Annotated in this window: 28 protein-coding genes; 15 read left to right on the forward strand and 13 right to left on the reverse strand. The window is 69.9% G+C overall.

Annotation, left to right across the window (positions count from 1 at the left end):
- Positions 1 to 22 precede the first annotated feature (22 nt).
- Positions 23 to 445: a DUF4112 domain-containing protein gene (locus NKI68_RS14310; RefSeq protein WP_254543777.1), complete on the reverse strand. Its 423-nt coding sequence runs from the start codon at positions 443 to 445 to the stop codon at positions 23 to 25.
- Positions 446 to 571: 126 nt separating this feature from the next.
- Between NKI68_RS14310 and NKI68_RS14315 the strand changes: the two genes are divergently transcribed.
- On the forward strand, positions 572 to 2,110 hold the full coding sequence (locus NKI68_RS14315; RefSeq protein WP_254543779.1) for an aldehyde dehydrogenase family protein: 1,539 nt from the start codon (positions 572 to 574) through the stop codon (positions 2,108 to 2,110).
- Between the two features lie 379 nt (positions 2,111 to 2,489).
- Here the strand turns inward: NKI68_RS14315 and NKI68_RS14320 are convergent, their stop codons facing one another.
- From NKI68_RS14320 to NKI68_RS14335, 4 genes are all read right to left on the reverse strand, one after another.
- Entirely contained in the window at positions 2,490 to 3,284 is a 795-nt protein-coding gene (locus NKI68_RS14320) for a nitrilase-related carbon-nitrogen hydrolase (protein ID WP_254543781.1), read from the reverse strand.
- A 17-nt stretch (positions 3,285 to 3,301) separates the two neighbouring features.
- Entirely contained in the window at positions 3,302 to 3,718 is a 417-nt protein-coding gene (locus NKI68_RS14325) for an SRPBCC family protein (protein WP_254543783.1), read from the reverse strand.
- A 33-nt stretch (positions 3,719 to 3,751) separates the two neighbouring features.
- Complete coding sequence (locus NKI68_RS14330) at positions 3,752 to 3,976, reverse strand: DUF7123 family protein (RefSeq protein WP_254543784.1); 225 nt, start codon at positions 3,974 to 3,976, stop codon at positions 3,752 to 3,754.
- A gap of 175 nt (positions 3,977 to 4,151) precedes the next feature.
- Positions 4,152 to 4,349, reverse strand: coding sequence for a DUF7525 family protein (locus NKI68_RS14335; protein WP_254543785.1), 198 nt, complete (start codon positions 4,347 to 4,349; stop codon positions 4,152 to 4,154).
- A gap of 107 nt (positions 4,350 to 4,456) precedes the next feature.
- Between NKI68_RS14335 and NKI68_RS14340 the strand changes: the two genes are divergently transcribed.
- Positions 4,457 to 5,515, forward strand: a complete 1,059-nt coding sequence (locus NKI68_RS14340; protein ID WP_254543787.1) for a zinc-dependent alcohol dehydrogenase family protein — start codon at positions 4,457 to 4,459, stop codon at positions 5,513 to 5,515.
- A gap of 47 nt (positions 5,516 to 5,562) precedes the next feature.
- Here the strand turns inward: NKI68_RS14340 and NKI68_RS14345 are convergent, their stop codons facing one another.
- Entirely contained in the window at positions 5,563 to 6,138 is a 576-nt protein-coding gene (locus NKI68_RS14345; protein WP_254543788.1) for a cysteine hydrolase family protein, read from the reverse strand.
- 143 nt (positions 6,139 to 6,281) lie between these two features.
- Between NKI68_RS14345 and NKI68_RS14350 the strand changes: the two genes are divergently transcribed.
- Positions 6,282 to 6,737 carry a YbhB/YbcL family Raf kinase inhibitor-like protein gene (locus NKI68_RS14350; protein WP_254543789.1) on the forward strand — a complete coding sequence of 152 codons (456 nt, stop codon included), beginning with the start codon at positions 6,282 to 6,284 and terminating at the stop codon, positions 6,735 to 6,737.
- Between the two features lie 39 nt (positions 6,738 to 6,776).
- Here the strand turns inward: NKI68_RS14350 and NKI68_RS14355 are convergent, their stop codons facing one another.
- Positions 6,777 to 7,655, reverse strand: coding sequence for an NmrA/HSCARG family protein (locus NKI68_RS14355; protein ID WP_254543790.1), 879 nt, complete (start codon positions 7,653 to 7,655; stop codon positions 6,777 to 6,779).
- Positions 7,656 to 7,899: 244 nt separating this feature from the next.
- On the opposite strand from NKI68_RS14355, the gene NKI68_RS14360 reads away from it, so the two are divergent.
- Entirely contained in the window at positions 7,900 to 8,322 is a 423-nt protein-coding gene (locus NKI68_RS14360) for a hypothetical protein (protein WP_254543791.1), read from the forward strand.
- Between the two features lie 68 nt (positions 8,323 to 8,390).
- On the opposite strand, the gene NKI68_RS14365 is transcribed toward NKI68_RS14360, so the two are convergent.
- Complete coding sequence (locus NKI68_RS14365; RefSeq protein WP_254543792.1) at positions 8,391 to 9,143, reverse strand: DUF2797 domain-containing protein; 753 nt, start codon at positions 9,141 to 9,143, stop codon at positions 8,391 to 8,393.
- A 185-nt stretch (positions 9,144 to 9,328) separates the two neighbouring features.
- On the opposite strand from NKI68_RS14365, the gene NKI68_RS14370 reads away from it, so the two are divergent.
- The 4 genes from NKI68_RS14370 to NKI68_RS14385 all read left to right on the forward strand — a co-directional run bounded on the left by NKI68_RS14370 (position 9,329) and on the right by NKI68_RS14385 (position 12,354).
- On the forward strand, positions 9,329 to 10,117 hold the full coding sequence (locus tag NKI68_RS14370) for a phosphatase PAP2 family protein (RefSeq protein WP_254543793.1): 789 nt from the start codon (positions 9,329 to 9,331) through the stop codon (positions 10,115 to 10,117).
- Positions 10,118 to 10,250: 133 nt separating this feature from the next.
- Positions 10,251 to 10,991, forward strand: coding sequence for a restriction endonuclease (locus NKI68_RS14375; protein ID WP_254543794.1), 741 nt, complete (start codon positions 10,251 to 10,253; stop codon positions 10,989 to 10,991).
- A 117-nt stretch (positions 10,992 to 11,108) separates the two neighbouring features.
- Positions 11,109 to 11,918, forward strand: a complete 810-nt coding sequence (locus NKI68_RS14380; RefSeq protein WP_254543795.1) for a hypothetical protein — start codon at positions 11,109 to 11,111, stop codon at positions 11,916 to 11,918.
- A 118-nt stretch (positions 11,919 to 12,036) separates the two neighbouring features.
- The gene (locus NKI68_RS14385; RefSeq protein ID WP_254543796.1) at positions 12,037 to 12,354 is read left to right on the forward strand and encodes a BsuPI-related putative proteinase inhibitor; all 318 of its coding nucleotides are present in this window, start codon (positions 12,037 to 12,039) and stop codon (positions 12,352 to 12,354) included.
- A 2-nt stretch (positions 12,355 to 12,356) separates the two neighbouring features.
- Here the strand turns inward: NKI68_RS14385 and NKI68_RS14390 are convergent, their stop codons facing one another.
- The gene (locus NKI68_RS14390; protein WP_254543797.1) at positions 12,357 to 13,289 is read right to left on the reverse strand and encodes an NAD-dependent epimerase/dehydratase family protein; all 933 of its coding nucleotides are present in this window, start codon (positions 13,287 to 13,289) and stop codon (positions 12,357 to 12,359) included.
- A 5-nt stretch (positions 13,290 to 13,294) separates the two neighbouring features.
- Here NKI68_RS14390 and NKI68_RS23820 point away from each other — a divergent pair, with 5 nt between their 5' ends.
- Together NKI68_RS23820 and NKI68_RS14395 are read left to right on the forward strand one after the other, a co-directional pair.
- Positions 13,295 to 13,456 (forward strand): pentapeptide repeat-containing protein, encoded by a 162-nt coding sequence (locus NKI68_RS23820; protein WP_368410954.1) that lies wholly within the window; start codon positions 13,295 to 13,297, stop codon positions 13,454 to 13,456.
- Positions 13,453 to 14,004, forward strand: coding sequence for a tRNA (cytidine(56)-2'-O)-methyltransferase (locus NKI68_RS14395; RefSeq protein ID WP_254543799.1), 552 nt, complete (start codon positions 13,453 to 13,455; stop codon positions 14,002 to 14,004). Before NKI68_RS23820 ends, NKI68_RS14395 begins: the two co-directional genes overlap by 4 nt.
- A gap of 195 nt (positions 14,005 to 14,199) precedes the next feature.
- Here NKI68_RS14395 and NKI68_RS14400 read toward each other — a convergent pair whose 3' ends face one another.
- On the reverse strand, positions 14,200 to 14,970 hold the full coding sequence (locus tag NKI68_RS14400; protein ID WP_254543800.1) for a methyltransferase domain-containing protein: 771 nt from the start codon (positions 14,968 to 14,970) through the stop codon (positions 14,200 to 14,202).
- Positions 14,971 to 15,152: 182 nt separating this feature from the next.
- On the opposite strand from NKI68_RS14400, the gene NKI68_RS14405 reads away from it, so the two are divergent.
- On the forward strand, positions 15,153 to 16,586 hold the full coding sequence (locus tag NKI68_RS14405) for an FAD-binding oxidoreductase (RefSeq protein WP_254543801.1): 1,434 nt from the start codon (positions 15,153 to 15,155) through the stop codon (positions 16,584 to 16,586).
- A 57-nt stretch (positions 16,587 to 16,643) separates the two neighbouring features.
- Here NKI68_RS14405 and NKI68_RS14410 read toward each other — a convergent pair whose 3' ends face one another.
- The 3 genes from NKI68_RS14410 to NKI68_RS14420 all read right to left on the reverse strand — a co-directional run bounded on the left by NKI68_RS14410 (position 16,644) and on the right by NKI68_RS14420 (position 19,245).
- The gene (locus NKI68_RS14410; RefSeq protein WP_254543803.1) at positions 16,644 to 17,840 is read right to left on the reverse strand and encodes an AI-2E family transporter; all 1,197 of its coding nucleotides are present in this window, start codon (positions 17,838 to 17,840) and stop codon (positions 16,644 to 16,646) included.
- Positions 17,841 to 18,137: 297 nt separating this feature from the next.
- Positions 18,138 to 18,749, reverse strand: a complete 612-nt coding sequence (locus tag NKI68_RS14415) for an HdeD family acid-resistance protein (RefSeq protein WP_254543805.1) — start codon at positions 18,747 to 18,749, stop codon at positions 18,138 to 18,140.
- A 142-nt stretch (positions 18,750 to 18,891) separates the two neighbouring features.
- Positions 18,892 to 19,245 (reverse strand): hypothetical protein, encoded by a 354-nt coding sequence (locus NKI68_RS14420; protein ID WP_254543806.1) that lies wholly within the window; start codon positions 19,243 to 19,245, stop codon positions 18,892 to 18,894.
- A 92-nt stretch (positions 19,246 to 19,337) separates the two neighbouring features.
- Here NKI68_RS14420 and NKI68_RS14425 point away from each other — a divergent pair, with 92 nt between their 5' ends.
- The 4 genes from NKI68_RS14425 to NKI68_RS14440 are packed head-to-tail and all read left to right on the forward strand — an operon-like array spanning position 19,338 to position 22,005.
- Positions 19,338 to 19,856, forward strand: coding sequence for a transcription factor (locus tag NKI68_RS14425; protein WP_254543807.1), 519 nt, complete (start codon positions 19,338 to 19,340; stop codon positions 19,854 to 19,856).
- Complete coding sequence (locus tag NKI68_RS14430; protein ID WP_254543808.1) at positions 19,856 to 20,521, forward strand: DUF2110 family protein; 666 nt, start codon at positions 19,856 to 19,858, stop codon at positions 20,519 to 20,521. Before NKI68_RS14425 ends, NKI68_RS14430 begins: the two co-directional genes overlap by 1 nt.
- On the forward strand, positions 20,518 to 21,249 hold the full coding sequence (locus NKI68_RS14435; RefSeq protein WP_254543809.1) for a DUF5803 family protein: 732 nt from the start codon (positions 20,518 to 20,520) through the stop codon (positions 21,247 to 21,249). The genes NKI68_RS14430 and NKI68_RS14435 overlap by 4 nt, the downstream gene beginning before the upstream one ends.
- A 39-nt stretch (positions 21,250 to 21,288) precedes the next feature.
- The gene (locus tag NKI68_RS14440) at positions 21,289 to 22,005 is read left to right on the forward strand and encodes a competence/damage-inducible protein A (protein ID WP_254543810.1); all 717 of its coding nucleotides are present in this window, start codon (positions 21,289 to 21,291) and stop codon (positions 22,003 to 22,005) included.
- The last annotated feature ends 143 nt before the right edge of the window (positions 22,006 to 22,148 follow it).

A 22,148-nucleotide genomic window follows, 5' to 3' on the forward strand; every position in this document is an offset into this window, starting at 1 on the left:
GATAACCGTTCCGGAGGGGTCCTCACTCGGTGATCTCGATGCGGACCGGCTCGGAGTCGTCCCCGTCGTCCCGGTGCTCGCGCCCGAGGTGTCGCTCGACGAGGCGGACGTTTCTGACGTTCGCCTTGAACACCGCGTCGAAGATCGCCCCGACGATCGGGACGGACCCCACCACGGCGTCCGCGGCCACGTTCGTCAGCATCCGCACGATCGTCGAGTACGGGACCCCGAGGTTGGCCGCCTCGTAGACGATGTACAGCGAGAGGCCCGTGCCGATGAGGTCGCCCGCGTTGCCGGGCGCGAGGCTCAGGATCGGATCGATGCCGAAGCGGAAGTCCGTCCCGGGGAGGCGAAACCCGTCGTCGAGCAGGTGCGCGACCGCGCGCATCCGTCGAAGCGCCGCCTCGTCGTTCGGAAGGTCGATGTCGGCGTTCACACCGTTCATACTGCCCCCAGGGTGCGCGGCGGCTTGAGGGTACGTATATGTTCGATCGGAGAACGGTCTCGGCGGGTCGCGCACCCGGAAACACGGTGAGTTTTTACCGCCCTCTCGCGCAATTCTTACCACGTCATGAGCCAGCAAGTTCAGGAACCCTACGCGCACTACATCGCGGGGGAGTTCGTCGACCGATCCGGTGACGGCGAGACGTTCGAATCGGTGAACCCGGCGACCGGCGAGTCGCTCGGCGAGTTCCAGCGCGGAACGCCGGAGGACGTGGAACGCGCGGTCGAGGCCGCCGAGAGCGCCTTCGAGGAGTGGCGCTCGCTGTCCTACATCGACCGCGCGGAGTACCTCTGGGAGATCTACCACGAGCTGAAGGAGCGACACGAGGAACTCGGACGTGTAGTCACGAAGGAGTGCGGGAAGGAGATAAGCGAGGGGAAGGCCGACGTGACCGAGGCCTGGCACATGGTCGAGTGGGCCGCGGGCGACGCCCGCCACCCGAAGGGCGACGTCGTCCCGAGCGAGATCCCGGCGAAGGACGCCTACATGCGCCGCAAACCGCGCGGCGTCGTCGGCTGCATCACGCCGTGGAACTTCCCCGTCGCCATCCCGTTCTGGCACATGGCCGTCGCGCTCGTCGAGGGCAACACGGTCGTCTGGAAGCCCGCAGAGCAGACGCCCATGTGCGGCCAGATCATCGCCGAGATGTTCGACTCGACGGGCATCCCGGAGGGCGTCTTCAACATGGTGCAGGGCTTCGGCGACGCCGGCGCGGCCATCGTCGACAGCGACGTCGACACCGTCCTGTTCACCGGGAGCGCAGAGGTCGGCCACGAGGTCGCCCGCAAGGTCGCCGAACAGCCCGGCACGCTCGCGGCCTGCGAGATGGGCGGCAAGAACGGCATCGTCGTCACCGAGAACGCGGACCTCGACGTCGCCGTCCACTCCGCCGTCATGTCGAGCTTCAAGACGACCGGCCAGCGCTGCGTCTCCTCCGAACGTCTGATCGTCCACGAGGACGTCTACGACGAGTTCAAGCAGCGCTTCGTCGAGGTCGCGGAGGGGATCTCCGTCGGCGACCCGCTCGACGAGGACACGTTCATGGGGCCGGCCATCGAGCCGGAGCACGTCGAGAAGATCCGCAAGTACAACGACCTCGCGCGCGAGGAGGCCACCGAGGTGCTCGTCGACCGCACCGAACTCGACGACTCGGAGATCCCCGAGGGCCACGAGGGGGGCAACTGGGTCGGCCCGTTCGTCTACGAGGTCGAGTACGACGACGAGGGCGAGCAGCGCTCCATCCGCGAGGAGGTCTTCGGCCCCCACGTCGCGCTGATGAAGTATTCCGGTGACATCGAGCGGGCGGTCGAGATCCACAACGACACGCCCTACGGGCTGGCCGGCGCGGTCATCTCGGAGGACTACCGCCAGATCAACTACTACCGCGACCGCGCGGAGGTCGGCCTCTCCTACGGCAACCTCCCCTGCATCGGCGCGGAGGTCCAGCTCCCCTTCGGCGGCGTGAAGAAGTCCGGCAACGGCTACCCCAGCGCCCGCGAGGTCATCGAGGCCGTCACCGAGCGCACCGCCTGGACGCTCAACAACTCGAAGGAGATCCAGATGGCACAGGGCCTCTCGGCGGACATCAAGACGCAGGAGGACTGACCGCCACCGCCCCTCGGCGGTCCGCGATCCGCGATCCGCGGTAGCGGTCGGTTCGTCTCTTCGGCGCGTCTCGCGCGGCGATACGTCTAGTGGAAACGCGACCGGACGGAGGAGACGCGACTGAACGAGGGGAAGCGATCGAGGGAGACGCGACCGAACGAGAGAGACGTGACGGACGAAAGGGGCGAAAGGGGAGGCGGGACGGAGTGCCGTCGAGTCCGGGCACCTCGACGGCGTGGTGACGGCGGCCTGCGCGTTTCCGCGTTACCGAACGAACGAGAAAAGCGCCCGTCCGGCACTCGTTACTCGGGCCGCGTTCGTACATAAAGGTTGGTACCTGCCGCCGTCCCGGTCCCCGCGGCCGTCGTCGCCCGCGACGTCAGCGCCGATCCCGGAGCGCGGGGAACTCCTCGCGCACCGCCTCGATCCGGTCCGCCTCCACGTCCGCGACGACGAGCGCCGGGTCGTCCCCGCAACTGGCGAGCGGGACCCCCCACGGGTCGTAGACGGTCGAGCGACCGAGGAGGGTCGCGTCGTCGAAGCGTCCCGAGCCGTTGGCCGCGGCGACGTAGCACAGATTTTCGACCGCGCGTGCGCGTGGCAGCAGTTGCCAGTGCTCGACCCGCGGGTAGGGCCACGCGCTCGGGACGCAGACGAGCGTCGCGCCCGCGTCCGCGAGGGCGCGGTAGAGTTCCGGGAACCGGAGGTCGTAGCAGGTCGTCGTCCCGATCCTGAACCCGTGGAAGTCGACGACCGGGAGCGACTCGCCGGGGACGAGCAGTTCCGCCTCGGCGGAGTCGTAGCCGAAGAGGTGGCGCTTGCGGTAGACCGCCCGTCGCTCGCCCGACCGGTCGAGGAACACCGACGTGTTTGCGTACCCCTCGTCGGCCGGACCGCCGTCGGTCGTCGAGAGGTCCTCGACGATGCTTCCGGCGACGATCCCGAGGTCGTGCTCGCGGGCGGCCTCCGCCAGCCGCGAGAGCGTCGGGCCGTCGAGCGACTCCGCGCGGCGGGCGTAGGCGTCGAACGCGAAGTAGCCGACGGTGAACACCTCGGGGAGGACGACGAGGTCGGCACCGCGCGCGGCGGCCGCGGCGACCGCGTCGGTAGCGCGCGCGACGTTCCCCGAGACGTCGCCGGCTTCGATCTCCAACTGGGCGAGTGCGATGCGCATGCGACTCAGGTGGTGGCTCAGACCTGCTCCCTGATAGCGGCTTCGAGGTTATCGAGTTCGGCGTCGAGGTTGCGCTTGAAGAACCGTTCGACCCCGGGGAGCTTCCCGTCGACGACGAACCGATTGGTGAGGCGCGTCCCGCCGTCGGTCGGTTCGAGTTCGTGCTCGCCGACGACTCGCATCACCTTCGAACGACCGACGAACCGGACGTACCGCGGCGGATCGACGGTCGTCTCCCGCGTCTCGACGGCGATCGTGCGCTTGACGAGCGGGATGGGGAGTTCGACGTACCACGTGGCGGTTCGCTCTCCGGTGGTCTCGAAGTCGGTGACGACGCTGATGGGACGCGCCCGCTTCTCCGGGTCGGAGATGAAGTCCCACACGTCCTCGGGCGGCGCGTCAAGCTCTATGGTCCGCTCTACCCGGACGGTCATACCGGCCCTTCACCGCCTACCGTAAAAAGTGTCCTATCCCAGGGTGACGCGCCAGGTCGTCGACCGCGCTCGCCCCCACTTCTCGATCTCGATGTCGTCGCTCGAGTCGGCGAGACGCGGGAGCCGAGCGCCGACCTGCTTCGCCGTCAGACCGATGCTGTCGGCGATGCGCTTCGCCCGGAAGTAACTCTCTCCCTGGGAGACGCTGTCACGCAGGTAGTCGAGGATGCGCTGGTCCTCCTCGCTCAACTCGGCCATAGCCACACTACGTAACTCGACGGATTAACGGTTACGGCATTATACAGAGCCGGGGGAGAGACGCCTCCGAACGGTGTCGTCCCCGGTGGCCCTCGACGATCGCAGGATCGATCGGCCGCGGCCGCCGTCGAGCCCGTCCCCCGTCGATCGCGTCACGACGGGCCCCCCGACGGTGTCAGGGCCTGTCGTAGACGTGCAGCGCGGCGATGGCGAGCGCGCCGGCGAGCATCGCCGCCGCGAAGCCCCACGCGGAGAGCACCTGGTTCTCGCCGACCGCGGCCGCGTACATCACGACCGCGCCGCCCAGCCCGATCAGCCCGAACACAAGCGCGAGCCCGAGTTCCATGTCCGTCGCCGACGCCGTCTCTGTCATACCCGTGGAGCGGACGCGACGGGTAAAAATACCCCCGGTTCGCGCGAGGGCGTCGGCGACCGCCGCGGACGGAACGGTTACCCCCTCCCGGCGTACAGTCGCGAACGATGCGCGCAGCAGTCCTCTACGAGTACGGCGAACCGCTGGTCATCGAAGACGTACCGCGGCCGGACCCGGAACCGCACGGCGTCGTCGTCGAGGTCGAGGCCTGCGGCGTCTGTCGGAGCGACTGGCACGCCTGGATGGGCCACGGCGAGTGGGCCGACGACCGCGTTCCGCGCGGACAGGTGCTCGGGCACGAACCCGCCGGTACCGTCGTCGCGGTCGGCGAGCGGGTCGCCGAGGTCCGCGAGGGCGACCGCGTCGCGCTCCCGTTCAACCTGGGCGACGGCACCTGTCCGTTCTGCCGGAACGGCCACGGGAACGTCTGTCCGAACGGTCTCGGCCTCGGGTTTCACCCCGACGCGCCGGGCGCGTTCGCGGAGCAGGTCCACCTCCCGTGGGCCGACTACAACGCCATGCCCCTCCCCGGCGACCTCGACGCTCGCGACGTTGCGGCGCTCGGTTGCCGGTTCATGACCGCGTTCCACGCGCTGGTCCACCGCGTCTCCCTCGCGCCGGGCGACTGGGTGGCGGTCCACGGCTGCGGCGGCGTCGGCCTCTCGGCCGTCCACGTGGCCGACGCGCTCGGCGTTCGCGTCGTCGCGGTCGACGTGCGCGAGTCGGCGCTGGACCGCGCGACCGACCTCGGCGCGGACGAGACGGTGGACGCGCGGGACGCGGACGTCCCCGAGGCGGTGCGGGCGATCACCGACGGCGGCGCGCACGTCTCGCTCGACGCGCTCGGCCGGGCCGAGACGTGCCGGAACTCGGTCGCGTGCCTCCGGCGGCGCGGCGAACACGTCCAGATCGGACTCACGACCGACGAAGAGCGCGGCGAGGTCTCGCTCCCGACCGACCGGATGGCGATGGACGAACTGTCGTTTCACGGCTCGCGGGGGATGCCGCCGACGCGGTACGACGAACTCCTCGGCCTCCTCTCGTCGGGCGACGTCGACCCGGGGCGACTGGTGAGCCGCCACGTCGCGCTCGAGGCGGTGCCGGAGCGACTTGCGGCCATGACGGCGTACGAGACGGAGGGCGTCGAGGTGGTGACCTCGTTCTGACGCGCTCTGCGGGAGACCCACGGAGGGGGCGAGCGGCGACCGGACGATCACTCCGCGGCTTCGGTCTCCGCCCGAGCGTCGGCCGCCTCCCACTCCGCGACGAGGTCGTCCGCGGTGGTGACGGTGGCTCCGTAGACCTCCTCGAGGTAGGCCAGCCCGCGGCGGTGGTCGGTTTCGGTGAACGCGTCGACGGCGTCGACGGGAACGACGAGGTCGTACCCCCGGAAGAACGCGCTGGCGGACGCGTGGCGGACGCACATGTTCGTGTGGAGGCCGGTCAGGACGAGCCGATCGACGCCCAGGCTACGCAGGTGCTCGTCGAGGCCCGTCCCGTAGAAGGCGTCGTAGGTCCGCTTCTCGAACACGTGGTCGCCCTTCTCCGGGGCGAGCGCGCCGATCACCTCCGCTCCCTCGGTTCCCTTCATCGCGTGCTCGCCCCAGACGGCGAGTTCGAAGTCCTCCGGCAGGTGGGCGTCGTTCGCGTAGACGACCGGGACGCCGTGGTCGCGCGCGGCCGGGAGCAGCCGTTCGAGCGTCGGGACGATCCGCTCGGCCCGCTCGGCGGCGATCTCGCCGGTCACGAAGTCGTTCAACATGTCGATCACGAGTAGCGCGTCGGTCATTGGGATCGTACCCCCGGTCGTCTAGCGGTCGTCGGCGACGATAACCCTTCTCGGGGCGCGACGCCGCCCACGGGTCGGCCTCGGGGACAGTCCGCGGGATCGCCGCCGCCCTATATGGCGCTCCGGGTCGAACTCCCGGACCTATGACGGCGCTGTCACTCACGAGTCCGGCGTTCGAGGACGGCGGACGCATCCCCGACGAGTACGGCTATCGGGCGGAGAACGTCAATCCGCCGCTCGAGGTCGACGGGATCCCCGACGGGACGGAGTCGCTCGCCATCGTGATGGACGATCCCGACGCGATGGAGCCGGCGGGAAAGGTGTGGGACCACTGGATCGTCTGGAACGTTCCGCCGGACGCGACGTCCATCCCCCAGGACTGGCGGGCGACCGACGCGGTCGAGGGGCGAAACGACTACGACGAGGTCGGATACGGCGGTCCGAACCCGCCCGACCGGGAGCACGCCTACCGGTTCGACTGCTACGCGCTCGACACGACGCTCGACCTCCCGGCGGGGAGCACGAAGGCGGACGTCGAGGCGGCCATCGAGGGCCACGTCATCGAACGGGCGCGGCTGATCGGGCGGTACGCGCCGTAGCGCCGACATCGAAGATCACGCCGCACGGCGGGATCGCTCTCACGCGGGCGACCGCGCCGTCGAGGTCCAGCGGTCGCTCGCGTCGAGGTACTCCTCGAACGTGCGCGGGACGAACCCGTACTCGGCGACGAGCGCGTCCACGTCGATGCCGTAGCCGTGCTCGTCGAACCAGGCGTACATGTCCGCGAGTTCGTCGCCGGCGACCATCCGGTACTCCCCGCGGTCGAGGTGGACCGCGGTCACGTCGCGATCGAGAGCCGCCGCGAACGCCGCGGCCAGTTCCGAGAGCGTCCGGGCGTCGCCCGCGAGGTCGATCGACGCGCCGACGAACCGGTCGGGGTCGGCGAACGCGGTCGCGACGAGCCGCCCCACGTCGTTCACGTCGACGAGGTCGAGGCGCGTCCCTACCTCGAGCGGGAGCGCGAGTCGACCGTCGACGATCTCCCCGCGCATGCGCTCGAAGTTCTGCATGAAGTACACCGGCCGGACGACCGTCGCCGGGAGGTCGAGTTCGCGCAGGTGTCGCTCGATCGCGTACTTCGACTCGAAGTGCTTCAGGCCCGTGTCGCGGTCCGCGCCGGCGACCGAACTGAACACGAAGTGCGGGACGCCGGCCGCGGCCGCCGCGGTCGCGAGCGTCTCGCCCTGTTCGATCTCGGCGGCGACCCCGTCCTCGAAGAACGTCGTCACGCAGTAGACGCCGTCCATCCCCTCCGCCAGCATACCCATCGTCACGCCGTCGCGCATGTCGCCCTCGACGACGTTGACGCCCCGGGCCGACAGTTCGCGCGCCGCCTCGCCGTGTGCGTCCCGGGTCAGCCCGTACACCTCGTACTTGCCGTACTCCCCGGAGAGCAGGTGATCGACGACGCCCCCTCCCTGGGAGCCCGTCGCTCCCGCAACCAGAATCCGTTTCATGGTGATAGTGGAGACGCGCCGGGAGGAGATAAGGAGTGATAATGATTAGCACGATTTTGGATTCATCCCCCGCCGCGGACCGTCACGGGAGACAGCGCCGGGGATCGGATAGTCACCTCGCGGCGCGGAACCGACCGTCGGAGCGGCGTGACGTACGCCACGAGGCCGAAGCGGTCGCCCCCGACGGCCTGGGAAACGAACAGTTATAACCACGCTTTTGTGCCGGGCGTGCGAGGTTCTCGCTATGGCCGACGACGAGGAACGATCGAACGACGAGGAGCGAACGGCAGACGACGACTCCCCCGACGAGTCGGAGGGGGACGGCGAGAAGTCCTTCCGCGAGCGCGTCGAGGAGATCCGACAGCAGCGCGAGCAGGAGGGCGGCGAGGGCGGCAAGTCCCGCGAGGAGCGCCTGGAGGAGGCCTTCGGCGGGGGCGGCGGTCCCGGCGGCATGGGCGGCAACCCCTTCGCGCAGATGATGGGCGGCATGATGGGCGGGGGCGGTCCCGGCGGCATGGGCGGCGGCCCGGGCGGCATGGGCGGTCCCGGTCAGCGCGGCCGCGGCGAGGAGAGCGAGGAACTCGTCCGCGAGGTCCGGAAGGTCCGCGACGAACTCCACGACATCCGTCGCGAACTGGAGCGCATCGGCGACGCGCTCGAGGACTGATCGGGCCTCGAATTCCACTTCTCCCGCCGGCGGATGGCGGATGGCGGATGGCGGATGGCGGGCGGCGGCTAGAACCGCGAGAGGCTCGACTGCAGTTCGCGCTCGCTCGCGCCCTCCCGAAGCTCGTAGCCCACCAGGTCACGGGCGTCCACGGCGTAGGTGCCTCCCGCCCGCTCCAGGACGAGGAGTCGCCCCTTCGTGCCGACGACCGTCCCCGTCGCCATGGTCTCGGGTAGCGGCTGGTCGTCGAGCGCGAGCCCGTAGTCGAACGCGAACCGGTCGACGACGTCGAAGCCGTCGAGCAGCGCCTCCCACGCCGCCTCGTCGACCGCCCGGTGGAGTCCGGCGACCTTCTCCGGGACGCGCACCCGGTCGGTGATCGACCGCGCGATCTCGGCCTCGAGTTCGCGCGCGATGCGCCCGTTCGAGACGGTGTGGACGTGCGCCGCGCGATCGGCCCCCTGTTCGCGCAGCCGCGTCTCGAGGCGTTCGAGCCGGGTGACGCCCACCTTGAACGTCGCGGGCGCGAACGCCGCGAGATAGACGGCGTGCTCCCGATAGCAGTCCATCTCGTCCTTCAGACACGTCCCGGTGCAGCGCGCGCAGACCCACGTGGAGGCGTGCGCCTCGCAGTACGGTGCGGTCGGATTCGAGCACGGCACGTGGCCGTCGGCGGTGAGCGCGCCGGCACAGTGACGCGACCCGAGGCCGTACTCGAGTCGCTCGTCGGGGAGGAGCGGGATCGGCTCGACCGCCCCCGAAGCCGCGTCGCTCGTCACGAGGAGGGCGAGGTCCGGACGCTGGTAACCGACGACCTGCACGCCAGTGAGTCGGTGCGCGTTCGATATATACTGTCGGCTACTCGTCGCGCGGGGGAGGCACCAGGCGTGCTCCCCGGCGGCGTCCGTTGCCCGACGGCGGCGGACGCAGACCCGCACCCGAACGAGAATTGACGCGTAACCAACAAGTATATGCTCGAGGGTGTCGCTACAGACGCGATAGCGCAATGGTCCCCCTCCCTCCAGAGACGTTGTTCGTCGGCGGCGTGTTCCTCGCCAGCGCCCTCGCGCTGGCGGTGGGTACCGCCGTCTTCCTCCCCGACCGCACGCTCCGCTCGCTGGCGCGCGAGTTCCTCAGCACCGACTGGAAGTACATCGGGGTCGCCTGGGCGGTCACGTACGCCGTGAACGAGGTCGCCCGTCGGTTCCACGCCGACCGGATGTTCACCGAGTCCGTCTACGAGGTGGAAGGCACCGCGGTCGCCGTCTTCCAGACGGTCACGTCGCCGCGATTGACGCTGTTCTTCACCGGCGCGTACCTCGTGGGCTTCCCGTTCGTCGTGTTGTTCACCTACTTCAAGCTGAAGGCGCACGACGAGCAGGAGGCGCACCGCTACGCGCTCGCGTACGTCGCGCTGGTGCTGCTCGCGGTGCCGTTCTTCCTGCTCTTTCCGGTCCGCATCCCCAGCCTCTACGTCGCGGAGGTCCGGCCGCTCATGCTCGACGTGAGTCCCGTCGTCCGCGCCGGTATCTTCGCGACCGACACGCTCGTGAAGGCCTTTCCCAGCCTCCACACCGGGTTGTCGGTACTCGCGGCGCTGTACGCGCGGTCGGTCGGCGGTCGGTACGCGCGCTTCGCGGCCGTCCTCGCGTTCGTCGTCGTCCTCTCGACGCTCTACCTCGGCGTCCACTGGCTGACGGACGCGCTGTTCGCGACGATGCTCGTCGCGCCCGCGTACTACCTCTCGCGGCGCGTCGATCCCGACCGGGTCCTCCGGTTGCCGGCGCGCCGTTAGTCGATCTTCGACCGGCCCGGCGGCAGGCCGTGCTCGGCGCGGTGCTCCACGACCGCCGCTCTCACAGGGGCTGAAACGTCCGACGACCGGCGGGGGCACGAAAGGTCTTAAGCGCTGACGACGAACCGTGCGTGTGAACGGCAGTCACGACGGTCGCGCCGAGGCGCTCCAGCGGCTCGCTCCTGAACGGTTCGCCGAGGTCGTCCGCGAGTTCGCGGTCGCCCGGTGGGACGGTTGGTCGGTCGAGGTCGCGCCGCCGACGCCCGCGGGCGGCATCGACGTCCGACTCGCGCGAGACGGCGAGCACCGCCTCCTGCACGTCCGCCACTACCCCCCGTCGAGCCGCGTCGACGCGACCGTGGTTCGCGACCTCGTCGCGCTCCGGTCGGAGCGGGACGTCGACCGCGTCTCGCTGGCGACGACCTCGACCGTCTCCCCGGAGGCCGAACGGGTGGCGAGGGCGGCGGGGATCGACCTCCTCGACGGGGCGGCGCTGGCGCGGGTGATGGCCGACGTCGGCGTCGAGGTCCCGGACGCCGAGTCGGAGGAGCCGATGCCGGCGTCGGCCGTCCCCGCCCTCGCCTACTGGCCGGATCACCTGATCGAACGCGTCGTCGGCGTCCTCGCGCGCCTCGACCGGGCGGCACCCGACGACCAGCGCGTGACGCGGACGAGCACGTACACGGACGTCGATTACTACCACCCCGACGTTCGCGGGCTGTTCGCGAAGGCCCGCATCACGGACCACAGCTTCCTCGCGTACGTCCGCATCGACGGCCGCCTCCGGCCGGTCGTGCGCCTGTCGGTCCACCAGCACGACACCCCCTACGACCCGGAGGAGGAACTCTCGACAGCGATTCGGCGGGCGCTCTGACGCCGAGCGCGAAAAGCGGGTACGATCGAGTCGACCGACGCGACGGTTACCGTCGCGCGGACGCCGCGGGTGCTGTGCAGGCGACACGTTGAGGTGTCGGGCGCGACGTCCTCCCCCATGGTGACGGTGACCGTCGCGACGGGGGCGTTCGCGCTCGTACTCGCCGCCGCGCACGTGCTCGCGGGACGCCTCAGCACCCTGGACCCGCTGTCGCACGACGCGACCCTCTCGTTCGCGGGGGGCGTCTCCGTCGCGTACGTGTTCGTCCTCCTGCTCCCCGAGATCAACGAGGCCGTCCTCGACCTCGTGGAGAGCCGCGAAGCCGTGGGGTCGTTCTTCAGCCGCGACGTACACGTCTACGTCGTCGTCCTGCTCGGGTTCGTCCTCTTCTACGGGATCCACTCGCTCGTCACGCAGGCGCGGAGCGGATCCGAAGGCGCGGGGGACGCCGCGGGCGCTGACGGGGCGGAGGGCGGGAACGACGGGGACGGCGCATCCGACGCGACGGGGGACGAGGACGCCTCCGACGCGATCTTCTGGGCGCACGTGCTGTCGTTCACCGGATACAACGCCCTCATCGGCTACCTCCTGTTCCACCAGGAGGAGTCGGGGCTCCTGAACCTGCTCTTCTACACCGTCGCCCTCGCGCTGCACTTTCTCGTCATCGACGCCGGGTTCAGACGCCACCACGGCTCCGTCTACGATCGCGTCGGCCGGTGGATCCTCTCGGGGGCGGTACTCGTCGGTGCCGGAGTCGGGCTCCTCATGGGCGTCTCGGAGGCGCTGCTGGCGGTGCTGTTCGCCTTCCTCGCCGGGAGCGTCGTGTTCAACAGCATCAAGGAGGAACTCCCGTCGCCGGCGGGGAGCCGCTTCGTCGCGTTCCTCGGCGGGGCGGGACTCTACACGGCGATCCTCCTGTTCGCCTGAGAGGGGAGAACGACTCGCGTACCGCCTTCGATGTTGGAGAACGCCGGGTGAGCGATTTGATATATCGAAATACGGTGTACCCCCGTACACCTATGCCCGTCGCCGCCCAGCGTCCGCTATGCTCCGAGGCGACCTCACGGCGACCGCTGACGGGGGGGTGACGTTCGCGTTCACCGTCGAGAACGCCGGCGACGAACCCGTTTCGCTCACCTTCTCGGACGCCGCGCGCGCCGACTTCGTCGTGGACGACGAGCGCTGGCGCTGGAGCGACGGGCGGCTGTTCGCGCAGGTGCTGGGCGAGGAGACGCTCGCGCCGGGGGAGTCGCGGACCTACGAGGCGGAGTGGCCCGACCCCGACCCGGGGACCCACGAGGCGCGCGCGGAACTCCTCGCCCGCGAGCACGACTGCGAGGCGCGGACGCGGTTCGAGATCTGACGTCAGTCCGCCCTCGCGAGTAACTCGCGGGTCGCGCGGCGGACGGACTCGTCGCTCGACAGCTCCGGCTCCCACCCGAGTTCGGCTAGGCGGTCGATGGGGAGAGACACCCGCGGGACGTCCCCGACCCAGCCGCGGTCGCCGCCGGTGTACTCGTAGCGGGGGTCGAGGCCCATCTCCTCGCTCACGATGTCGGCGACGCGGGTGACGCTCGTCGTGTCGCGCGTTCCGAGGTTGTAGACGTTGAGGTCCCCCTCGGCGCGCTCGACGACGTGGCACATCGCCGCGACGCACTCCGCGACGTGCATGTAGGACTTCTCCTGCTCGCCGTCGCCGAGGATCGTGAGCGTCTCGGGGTCGGCGCGAAGTTTCTCGACGAAATCCGGGACGACGCCCGCGCCGAACCGCGGCCCGACGATGTTCGCGAAGCGGAACGTCCACACCGTGAAGCCGCGGCTGTGCGCGTACGCCGAGAGGACGGACTCCTCGGCGAGTTTCGTCGCGCCGTAGACGCTGATCGGTTCGAGCGGGCCGTAGTCCTCGGGGGTGGGTTCGCCCGCCTCGCCGTAGACGGTGCACGAGGAGGTGAACGCGAGGTTCGCGACGCCCACCGCCTCCATGCGTTCGAGGAGCGCGTACGTGATGGCCGTGTTCGTCTCGAACTGCGCGCGCGGGCGGTCGGTGTCGACGTACTTGTCGGCCGCAGCGAGGTGACAGACGAGATCGACGTCCTCGGTGACGGCGTCCGCGACGACGGACGGGTCGGTGAGGTCCCCCTCGACGAACGTCACCGCGTCCGGGACGGACGCGCGGACGCCGTTCGAGAGGTCGTCGACGACGAGGACGTCGTTGTCGGGCACGAGGCGCGCGGCGAGGCGAGAGCCGACGAGCCCCGCGCCACCCGTGACGACGACGCGCCGGCCGCTGAGTTGCATGTCCGATATGGCCACCGCCCCGCCTAAAGTCGCTTCCGTCCGCCTCGCTCTCGTCCGCCTCGCTCTCGTCCGCCTCGCTCTCGTCCGCCTCGCTCTCGTCCGCCTCGCTTTCGTCTGCCCCGCTTTCGAAAGCCCTACTCGCGCCCGAGCGAATTCCGGCAATATGAACGACCACGAAGTCGCCGTCCTGCGTCTCGGTCACCGTCCCGGGCGGGACAACCGGATGACGACCCACGTCGGCCTCACGGCCCGGGCGCTCGGGGCCGACCGCGTCGTCCTCACCGGGAACGCGACGCAGTCGAGAGAGACCATCGAGGACATCACCGCCCGCTTCGGCGGCCCGTTCGTCGTCGAGCAGACCGAGGAGCCGAAACGCGTCGTCAGCGAGTTCCCCGGGTCGGTCGTCCACCTGACCATGTACGGCCTCCCCGTACAGGACGTGGCGGCCGATATCCGCGCCGACCACCGGGCGGGACCCCTCCTGGTCGTCGTCGGCGCGGAGAAGGTCCCCTTCGACGTGTACGAGCGGGCCGACTGGAACGTCGCCGTCACCAACCAGCCCCACTCCGAGGTGGCGGGCCTCGCGGTCTTCCTCGACCGCCTCTTCGAGGGCCGGGAACTCGAACGGGAGTGGACGGACGCGACCCACCGCGTGATCCCGAAGGCGACTGGGAAGCGGGTGGAACCGGTCGGGTCGGACGACGGCGGCGAGTAGCGGCGTTCTACGCGCGCTTTCGACGGACGACGCGAACGTCGTCGATACACCACATGTCGCGATAGTACCTCGCCGCGTCGGGACTCGCGAACTACCTCGGCGACTGTGCGATAGCACTGCGTATCGTCCGAAACGCGGACTCGTCGTCTCGACGAGTGGTCCGGCGGGTCTCGCGGTGAACGACGAGTTGGGCGCTCAGCGCGGCTTCGTGACCCGATAGAGCGACCCCGTCAGGCAGAAAAACGTCTCGCCGGCGCGCTCGCGGTCCCGGACGGCACCGGTCCACGCGTCGGCCGTAGCTCGATCCAGCACGTCCGCGGTGTGCTCCCGGACCGCGGGCACCAATCGCCCGGCGAAGGTGTTCTCCAGACTCGCGTTGCAGATAGCGTACGGCTCGACGTACTCTACCCGGAGACCAGCGTTCCGAAGCGGCGCGGCCAGCGCCGAGCCGAGTCGGGGCCGCGCGCAGTGACCGTCCCACGCGTCGTACACCCGCTCTGCCAGGTCGGGATCGCCGACGCGCCAGACGAGCGTCTCCCAGTCGGTCGCGTAGACCACCGCCCGTCCGCCGGGGCGCAGGACCCGCGCGAGTTCCACGAGCGCGTCGTCCAGCGCGTCGACGTACCCGTACACCTGCACCGAGAGCGCGGCGTCGACGGTTCCGTCGGGGAGCGGGAGCGCCGTGGCCTCGCCCGCGATCAGCGACACCGCGTCGTCCGACGCGCACCGCTCGGCCGCCAGCGCGAGCATCGCCTCGCTGCGCTCGACGCCGATCACGGATCGCACGTCGACCGCGGCCGCCAGTTCCGCGGGCTCGAATCCGGGACCCGGACCGAGCGAGAGCACGGTCTCCCCGCCGTCGAGGTCGAGCGCCTCGCGGACGCGACGGCGACGCTCCGCGGCCGCCTGCGTGCGATAGACGGCCTCTTCGCGGCGGGCCGCCTCCGCGTCGTACACCTCGTTCATGTGAGGACGACGGACCGGCTGAGAGGTAAAACGCACGCCGATCCGGGAGCACGCGGGACGACGGTCGGGCGGGAACGCCGACGCGTTCCGAACGTTCCGGCGGACGAGGAGAGTGGGCGTATGGGGTGATATATGTTGACAGAGAGCAACGGGTATCCCGTCCCGCGTCGTACCGATTCGGGATGGCTAAAGCTGGCAGACCACGGAGAGAGGAATCGAGAGGAGAACTCACCGGGGAGGAGATAGCGGCCTTCGAGGCGGGGTTCGGCGGTGAGGTCATCCGCCCCGACGACCCGGGCTACGACGAGGCGCGGCGGATCTGGAACGGCATGATCGACAAGCGTCCCGCGCTCATCGCCCGGTGTCGGGGGCCCGCCGACGTCGCGGCGGCGGTGAACTTCGCGCGGGAGCGCGACCTGCCGGTGGCGATCCGCGGCGGGGGGCACAACGTGGCCGGGACGGCCCTCTGCGACGACGGGATCGTCGTCGACCTCTCGGAGATGGACGGCGTGCGCGTCGATCCCGAGGCTCGGACGGTCCGCGCGGAGGGCGGCGCGACGCTCGGGGACGTCGACCGGGAGACGCAGGCGTTCGGCCTCGCCACGCCGCTCGGCGTCGTGAGCGAGACGGGCATCGCCGGCCTGACGCTCAACGGGGGGATCGGCCACCTTCGCCGGAAGTACGGGCTGTCGTGCGACAACCTCGCGTCCGTCGACGTCGTCACGGCCGACGGCGAGATCCGGACCGCGAGCGCCGAGCGCGAGGCGGACCTGTTCTGGGCGCTGCGGGGCGGCGGCGGCAACTTCGGCGTCGTCACCTCCTTCGAGTACGACCTCCACGAGGTCGGCCCCGAGGTGTACGGCCTCTTCGTGGTGCACCACGGCGACGTCGCGATCGAGGCCATCGAGCGGTTCCGCGAGTACGCGGCGTCCGCCTCGCGGAGCGCGAGCGTCCTCCCGTTCTACGGGTTCGTCCCCGAACTGGAGGAGTTCCCGGAGGACGCGTGGGGGGAGCCGATGGTCGTCTTCCTCGGGTGTTACGACGGCGAGACGGACGACGCCGTCTCCGAGTTCCGCGACCTCCGGACGCTGGCCGAACCGATCGTCGACTTCAGCGGCCCCATGCCGTACACCGAACTGCAGTCGATGCTCGACGAGGACTACCCCGACGGGAACTACTACTACTGGAAGGCGACGTACCTGACGGACCTCGACGACGACGTGATCGAGTACGTCGTGCGCCGCGGGGAGGAGAGCCCGTCGGCGCTGTCGACGGTCGACCTCTGGCACCTCGGCGGGGCGATCGGCGACGTCGCGCCGGACGCGACCGCGTTCTGGCACCGGGAGAAACCCTACATGCTCACCTTCGAGGCGAACTGGGACGATCCCGACGACAGCGACGCGAACGTCGAGTGGGTCCGCGAGAGCATCGCCGGGGTCCGGGAGATGCCGGTCGCGGCCGGCGGCTACGGCAACTTCCCCGGGTTCCACGAGGACCCCGCGCTGGAACTCTTCGGCGGGAACTACGACCGGCTGGTCGAGGTGAAGACCGAGTACGACCCGGGGAACCTGTTCCGGTTGAACCAGAACGTCCCCCCGAGGGCCGGCGAACCCTGACGGGCCAGGTCCGGTCGAATTCGACCCGGACCTGATCGCGCCCGCGGGCCGAACGCCTCACTTCGACGGCGCACCGTCGTCGTCCACGAACGGCCGCTCGCGCACCTCCCCCGCCTCGTCCTCCCCGACCGTCCGGAACTCCGGAAGCGTCGTCGTCGCGTCCCGCTCGGGATCGAGCAGCCACGGGAGGACGATCCGGGCGAACTCGAGGACGACCACGAGCAGGAACGGCCCGAGGAAGATGCCGTACCAGCCGAACAGCAGCGGGCCGAACAGGTACGCGAGCATGAGCGCGCCGACGTGGAGCGTCCGCCCGCTGACGATGGGCCGGAGGATCACGTCCGGGATCGCGTCCACGATCACGATCGAGACGCCCGCGAAGACCAGCGGGAACCAGAGCGTCGAGGGGTCGGCGAGCGCGCCGCGCGCGAGGAGCGCGAGGAACACCGGGACGTAGACGAGTTTCATCCCGACGACGGGGACGAGGCTGGCGACGCCGGTGAGCATGCCGAGCAGCGCGGGAACCGGGAGTGCGACGGCCGACGAGGGGGCGATCGCGTCGAGCGCCGTGTACGCCACGGTTCCGATCGCCCCGGTGAGGAAGGCGTTGAGGATGTTGCCGAAGAAGACGTTCCGAAGGTCGCGGTCGACGGTCCGGACGTAGGTCTCGACGACGGTCCCGTCGAGGTCGAACGTCCGCCGCGCCCACGAGCCGATCCGGTGGTCGTCCCGGAGCAGGTAGAACGCCAGGGTGAACGCGATGAAGAGGTGGATCCCGACGCCCGCGAGGACGCCGAACGAGACGGTCACGGCGTCGAGGGCACCCCGCAGGAGGCCGTCGGTCGGCGGTCCCGCTTCGACGAGGCGCATCGCCTCGCGGGCGAGCGTGTCTACGTCGACCGCGAGCGTCGAGAAGTCGACGAAGGGCTGGAGGTACTCCCGGTACGGGTCGAGCGCCCCCGACTCGACGAGTCGGAACAGTTCCTGCAGTGCGAGCGCGAGCGCCCAGCCGAAGACGACCACCGCCGGCAGGGCGACGACGACGAGCGCGACGAAGACGGCGAGCGTCGGGGCGGGGATCACCCGCCGCAGCCGCGAGTAGACCGGCCTCGTCACGTAGTAGACGAACAGCGCGAGGACGACGGTCCCCGCGTAGGAGTACCCGACGAACAGGATCGCGCCGAGGAGGACGAGGGCGGCGACCCAGAGCGCGGCGCGCAGACGGTCGGGGCGACGGTCGAACCAGCGGGTCATGGTCACGACGCCCGCGTTCGGTCGCGGGAGGCGGGGCGGGCCACCCCCGACACGGTGCGGGAGCGAACGGGTAACGGCTCTGCGGTCATGGCGGTCACATCAGTGGAACAACGCGTTCGCGGGGGATAAGCGGACGCGCAGGTCCGTGGCGGGGACAGTCATCGGCGTCGAGGCGAGGCGAGGCGCTCGCCTCGCCGGCGGTGAAACGGAACGAAATGGACCGGACGTCGGTCGGGACGACCGGCGTTCGACTCGCCACCCGGTGGCGGTTACGATACGATCACGGGCACGCCGCGGTCACGCGCCGCGCGCGGACCGGCGGGCCGAGGCGTCGGCCGCCTCGGCCGCGTCCCGGCCGCCCATGGCGACCATCGCCATCGAGATGCCGGTCGTGAGCAGGCTCACGCCGAACAGGAGGCCGACCGCCCAGACGGCGCTCGACGGGAGGCCGGCCCAGATGAGCGCCGCCAGGACGAGCGAGATGACGCCGCTCGCGACCATCCAGGCCCAGCGGGGTTCGCCGCGCAGGCGGAGTCCCATCACGATCTCGACGACGCCGTCGATCAGGAAGTACGCGATCAGCACGAGCGTCAGCGACATCAGTCCGAGCACCGGATCCGTCAGGAACAGGATGCCCGCGACGAGATACACCAGCGCGAGGACGATCTGCCAGAGGGTCCCCTTCCAGCCGCCCGCGGAGAACGCGTGTGCGACGTGGATGACCGCGCCGACGACCAGCGCCGCCCCCAGGAAGACCGAGATCGACACGCCGGTAACGAACGGGTAGACGATCGCGAGCACGCCCAGCAGGGCGATCAGCGCGCCGCCGATCATGAGCGTCCGCCAGGAGCCGTACAGGGTGGTCTCCGTCCGGCGCATCTCGGCGTCGCTCGAGGTTTCAGTACTCATTTCGAATCACCGACGTGGCTAGGGGGGGAGATAACTTAAGGCGTGTTGATAAATCAGACTACTGTCACGGGGGTCGGCGGTTCACCGCTTCGGTCGGGTCTCCCTTCCGACGGGTCGTGGCCGTGCGACCGGTCGCATGCGGCTACGGGTCGTGTCTCTCCTCCCCGACGAGCGTCCAGTGGTTGTGCTCCGTCCCGTCCGGGCGTCGTTCCGTCACGACGTGGTAGACGTAGGGACCGTGCGGACAGTCGTCGCACCCGCTCGCGCACGGCTGGAGTTTGTGGACCTCGGTGAACCCTTCGCGCTCGACGACGCGGACGATCTCCTCTCCGGGGGCGGCTTCGAGGTCCGTCGATCCGTCGTGGCGTTCCCGGAGGAGCGCCTGCGCGTAGAGGATGGCTCGCCGGAGGTCGTGTTCGTCCAGGTCCGAGAGCGCGTCGACGACCGGGGTGGGGAGGGTTTCGGCCGTCACCGACGCCTGGGGATCGCGGCTCATGCATCACCCGAGGGATCGGAAGCGTATAGCACTGCGGCCGAACGGCCGGAGGAGCGGAAGTTTTACCCGCGCCAGTCGCGCAGTTTTCCGTAATGGCCTTCGAGGAGCTACTGAACGACCCCGTTATTCAGAAATATCTACACGAGCTGGTGGGTCCGACGGGCATGCCGGTCGCCGCCGCGCCGCCGGACGGTGAGGTGACCGACGAGGAACTCGCCGAGGAACTCGGGCTCGAACTCAACGACGTTCGCCGGGCGCTGTTCATCCTCTACGAGAACGACCTCGCGAGTTACCGCCGTCTGCGCGACGAGGACTCCGGCTGGCTCACCTACCTCTGGACCTTCGAGTACGAGAACATCCCCGAGAAGCTCGAGGAGGAGATGTACGACCTCCTCGACGCGCTCGAGGAGCGCCGCCAGTACGAGGCGGACCACGAGTTCTACCTGTGTCCGGAGGAGTCGCTCCGCTTCGAGTTCGGCGAGGCGATGGAGTTCAACTTCCAGTGTCCGAGTTGCGGGGCGGACCTGGAGGCGATGAACAACGACGCGCTCGTGAACGCGATGAACGGCCGCATCGAGGCGCTGCGCGAGGAGTTGAACGTCGATATCTGATGGTCGTCCTCGCAACGAAGATCTACGTCGGTGGCGACGCCCGTGATCGGGCGCTCGATTCGCTCGACTCGCTCGTCGGAAACGCCCTCGGCGACCTCGACGTCGCGTGGGACGTCGGGCTCCGCAGGGACGACTTCCCGTCCGTGACGATCGAGGGCGACGACGCCGTGGTCGCGCGCAACGTCCTCCGCGAGGAGTGGGGGGCGATCACCCCCGACTTCCGCGACGGCGAGGAGTACGTCGGCACGCTCGAGGCGTGGGACGACGAGGGGTTCGTCCTCGACGCGGGCGAACGGGTGCGGATCCCCGCCGGGGACCTCGGACTCGGTCCCGGCACCCCCTCGCAGATCAGGCGGCGGTTCGGCCTCGTCCAGCACGTTCCGCTCCGGTTCGTCCACGGGGACGAACCGCGGCTGGCCGACGACGAGCGCGACCGCCTCTACGACTGGACGCGCGGTACCGGCCGGGTGAACGTGAACAGCGCCACCCGCGCCGAGGTGCGCGCGACCGTCAACCGGGCGGGCCACGCCGAGGACATCGTCACCGTCGAGCGCCTCGGCCTCCTCGAGCAGAGCGTCGTCTGCCGCGAGGACACCGACCCCCCGGGACTGCTCTCCAGCATCGGCGGCTACCTCCCCTCGGAGTTGCTCTGCGTCATTCCATGAGACGACCGCTCGCGCTCGCGTTGCTCGCCTTCCTCGCGATGAGCGCGGGCTGTACCAGCCTCTTCGGGCCGGGCGAGTTGAGCCAGGAGCAGTTGAACGAGAACACGTCCTACGACTGGAGCACCGACGCGACGGCGACGTACACCGTCTCCGCGGACGAGTACAGGGCGGTGTACGTCCTCGACAACCGGACGAACCTCTCGGTGTACGGCCGCAACACGTTCGGCCTCGAGCGGCCGCTCGACGTGTCCGCGGTGAAGTACCAGTACCCCAACGGGACGGTCATCGGGCTGAACGACAGCGACGAGTTCGCGGTCACGCAGTCGCGGGAGCGGGCGACGATCACGGTCCCGGAGAAGGGCGGCAAGGTGGCGTTCACCGTCCCGCGCAACGGGAAGACGTTCTCCACGCCGACGTTCGTCGACGGCGCGTCCTACGAGGTCGTCCTGCCGCCGAACACGGACGTGGCGGTACCGCTCCTGGGGAAGGTTTCGCCGGGCGGGTACACCACGGAGCGGGTCGACGGGCGGATTCACATCGAGTGGTCGACCGTCGAGACGAACGGCATCTCGGTGCGGTACTACCTCGACCGCGACCTGCTCATCTTCGGGTCGCTGGCCGGGATCCTCACCATCGCGGGGCTCGTCGGGAGCGCCTACTACGTCCGGCAGATACGCGAACTCGAGCGGCGACGGCGGGACGTCGGTCTCGACACGCGCGAGGAGTGAGCGCCCCCACTTTTAACGTCCCCCGCCGTAGCGCGGGGCATGCGCGTCGCGGTCGTGACCGTCGGTGACGAACTCCTCGCAGGTGAGACAGTGAACACGAACGCCGCGTGGCTCGGTGAGCGGCTCACGGCCCGCGGCGCGACCGTCGAGCGGGTCGTGACCGTGCCGGACCGGATCGAGGACATCGCGTCGGTCGTCCGCGAGTACCACGAAGAGTACGACGCCGTGGTCGTCACCGGCGGGCTCGGCCCCACCCACGACGACCTGACGATGGACGCGGTCGCCGCGGCGTTCGATCGCGACCTGGAGCGCAGCGAGAAGGCGCTCGCCTGGCTCGAGGAGCACGGCGGGTACGTCCGCGAGGACCTCACGGCGGGGACGGCGGACCTCCCCGCCGGCGCGCGGGTCCTCCACAACGAGGTGGGCGTCGCGCCGGGGTGCGTCGTCGAGTCGGTCTACGTCCTCCCGGGCGTCCCGGCGGAGATGAAGGCGATGTTCGAGTCGATCGAACCGGAGTTCACGGGGACGAAACGGTACGTCGAGACCGTGGCGGTGGACGAACCCGAGAGCGCGCTGATCGATCGCTTCGAGGAGCTACGGGATCGCTTCGACGTGACCGTCGGAAGCTATCCGGGGGACTACGTCCGGGTGAAGCTCCGCGGCGAGGATCGAGCGGCCGTCGAGGCGGCGGCCGCGTGGCTGCGCGAGCGGGCGACGCTGGTGGCGACCGCCGAACGGGGACGCGAGCGGGAGTGACGCCCGTCGCGCTCGATTGCACCCGCCGGCTAGCGGTAGAGGTAGGAGAGCCACGCGGCGGTGAGCGCGATGCCACCGATGCCGATAACGTAGCCCGCGAGGTCGATGACGCCCGCCTGAACGCCCTCTTGCAAGATCACGTA

This window comes from Halomarina pelagica, assembly GCF_024228315.1.
GTDB classification, from domain to species: domain Archaea; phylum Halobacteriota; class Halobacteria; order Halobacteriales; family Haloarculaceae; genus Halomarina; species Halomarina pelagica.